This is a genomic window from Microcystis sp. M090S1 (assembly GCF_020246295.1).
GTDB classification, from domain to species: domain Bacteria; phylum Cyanobacteriota; class Cyanobacteriia; order Cyanobacteriales; family Microcystaceae; genus Microcystis; species Microcystis aeruginosa.
Genome location: NZ_JADBTF010000112.1, coordinates 1 through 2,987, shown reverse-complemented (window position 1 = coordinate 2,987; position 2,987 = coordinate 1). Strand labels below are relative to the sequence as shown.

Genomic DNA, 2,987 nt, shown 5'->3' with positions numbered 1-2,987 from the left:
TTGAGATTTTTTCCCAAACCTTGCCAGGAATATTATCTCTTATCTTGACCAGATGGATTGACTTCCAGGGGTGAGAAAACAAAGCGAGCAACTGGAACATCTCCCCCTAGATGTTAAGTCTGATTGCCCGTCCATTCTCAATAAGCACTGTTTATTGAGAATGACCGGGGGAACTCTGAAATTTTCGGCTTAGTTGCTGGCAGCTTGCCGCCAACTCACTCCTCTAGATAAGTATTTTGACTCACGCCCCTTCCTCTTTTGAGACGTTGTGACACTTAGGGTGCGGAATGTGGGTGGTATGGTTCGATCGGGGGGCGTGAATCGACTAAATCCTTATCTGGCAAGAGTTCTATTGATTAGTTCGTTCTAGAGCGAAAACAATTGACCAAAATCGCAGCAATGTCTGTCTCTATAAGGGTTTCATTCCTTATAACCCCGTCCATTGCATAACAAAAACCGAAGAACCATACTATTGACGACGACAAAACTTGAAAATCAATCGAAAGATAACAAGAATTACTATCGTGTTGCTTCAAAACCAACCCCTTCAAAGGTATAGCTCCAGTCAGGATGAGCCAAGACATTATCCCTTTCGGCTGGATTAGTCGTAAAGAAATGTCCTCTGGAGATCGGGTTATAGAAGCGGAAAACATCCGATCCTAGACTGGCACTCGCTCCGTAAGCATAGAAGCCAATTCCTTCAAAGTTATATTGCCATTCGGGATGACCGTTGACAGTATCCCTTTCTGCTGGATCGATCGTGAAGAAGTGTCCTCTGGAAATCGGGTTATAGAAGCGAAAAACGGGAAATAGATTATTACCAGGGGATTGGGCGGCTTGAAAACCAACTCCTTCAAAGGTATATTGCCATTCGGGATGAGCGATGACATTATCTTTTTCTGCTGGGTTGAGGGTAAAGAAATGTCCTCTGGAAATCGGATTGTAAAAACGGTAGACGGGACAAGTTAAGGGGTCGGGACAAGGAGGAGTAGGGGGGGGAGGGGAAGGAGCAAGATTCCAGCCTTCATCCTTTAAGATTCCTAGGGGGATGGGGCCCGGGTCGTGAATCGCTTCACCTAGGCTAAAATAGGGTGTATCTAAGGAATTAGGATTGCCCCGGGGATAAGTCAGTTCGTCAAGATGGGCGTAACTAGAACCTTGTTGCCATTGACTAGGGGCGTAAAGTTTCGGACGGATTCCATTATTCGCCCCTACAGCATTAGGTCCATCGAAGAAAAGGTTGTTGCTGGTTAGTTGATTACCGAGGGCAACAGACGGGTTAGGGAATAAGCTCGTATTAATGAGGCTTTGCCCCGCACCATTTTCTGTAAAGCGATCATAGATACCGGGAAAGCCCGTACCCAATCCCCAACTTCCCTGACCGCCACTGTAGTCCATCAAGCCAATGTTTCCTAAACCGTGTAATATTTCGTGCAGAGCGACGGTGACAAAATCATATTGGTTGGCTGGAGTCTTGCCATCTGTACCGAAATACCAGTTGGCAGTGCTATTTAACTCGGAGGTCATATCCCCATCGTTAGGCGCAAGATCTCGACCTGCTAGCTGATTAGCCAGGGCTGATGTGTACCATGTATTCGGTCGTGTTCCGGGGGATTCTCTCCAAAAGAGATTGGGGCTTGCTCGGCCGAGAATCGAAGGATCTAAGGGTTGCCAGTAGGCATCAACGGCAATCGGGATAGTTGAGACGATAATAGATTCCCAGATACTGACCGCATACTGAAAAGCCGCTTGTGCTTGAGGGGTATAGTTATGATAAGTAACATTAATTGTCGCCGTTCGAGCGTCAGCCATGAGTCGATTCTGTACGTCAATTGATAGAGGAACTAAAGAGGTTTCTACTGACTCGGATGATTGATTGGCGACGAGGATGATCGAGGGTGGTACTACCGATCCTGGCAACTGTTCGGAAGCGGGGGTAATCGAGGGTGGTACTACCGATCCTGGCAACTGTTCGGAAGCGGGGGTAATCGAAGGTGGTACTACCGATCCTGGCAACTGTTCGGAAGCGGGGGTAACCGAAGGCGGTACTACTGACCCCGGTAATTTTTCGGAAGCGGGGGTAATCGAAGGCGGTACTACTGACCCCGGCAATTGTTCGGGATCATTTTGACGATGAGGGTTAAATAAATCGTCTGTGGATAAGGACAAATCTCGATCGAATTCAAGGGGATTCATGATTAGAGAATCATTGAAGAATATTTGCCGATCGAGAGCTTGACTCGAATTGGTGCCGTTGTTCATACCTGTATAATTCTCCTCGTGAGGCGTTGTAGAGAAAGAGTCCGGTGACAGATAATTATCAAGAGAAAACGAGGGTGATGAGAGGGTTTACTTCCTTCCCGCAGCAACACGACCCAACCGACAAGCCTTGTCGTGTTAATGTTTGTGAACCCAGGCAATGGGCAATTTAAGAGCGGGAATGGAGTAGTCATTCCACAACATACAACTTTATCTAGATAACAGAATTCCAGACTCAAATAGAATTTATAATCCGACAGCAGAATGATTTTATCTATCTAACCCGTAACAACTAGACTTCAGGTTTTAAACCTCATTCCACTATTAGAATAATATTGCCATATCCAACAGTTCGAGAAACCCATCAATGAACTGGCCCCCACTAAGTACCTATTGTTGTTTCTGTTTCTTCTTTTCTCGTATTTTGAAAACGGGATCTGTGTTATTCGGTCATTTAGACTATTTCTACAACTCGATCGTAGTCAAAAATATCTTGTATTTTGTTGTTTCGTTATATAAGTTAATAGTTATTTGAGCGTTTAACAAGCTGAACGGTTCTTCCCAAGACAGGGATGACCGGCTTTTCTGATTAGTAAGCTTTTACGCATTTAAGTTACATTGACAGCATTACCCTTATTTTTAAGTTTTCTACTCCATTTAATAATCAATCCCCCTTCATTTAAAAGCTGATTGACTACTTTTTCCAGTGCTTCTTTATTTTCAAATTC

At 44.8% G+C, this 2,987-nt stretch carries 1 protein-coding gene and 1 pseudogene; both read right to left on the bottom strand.

Annotated features, from left to right (window positions below; all coding sequences use genetic code 11):
• Positions 1-519: 519 nt before the first annotated feature.
• Positions 520-2,262 carry a hypothetical protein gene (locus IM477_RS05245; RefSeq protein ID WP_002761532.1) on the bottom strand — a complete coding sequence of 581 codons (1,743 nt, stop codon included), beginning with the start codon at positions 2,260-2,262 and terminating at the stop codon, positions 520-522.
• Between the two features lie 605 nt (positions 2,263-2,867).
• Positions 2,868-2,987: pseudogene (locus IM477_RS05240) on the bottom strand (IS630 family transposase); the annotation flags it as partial.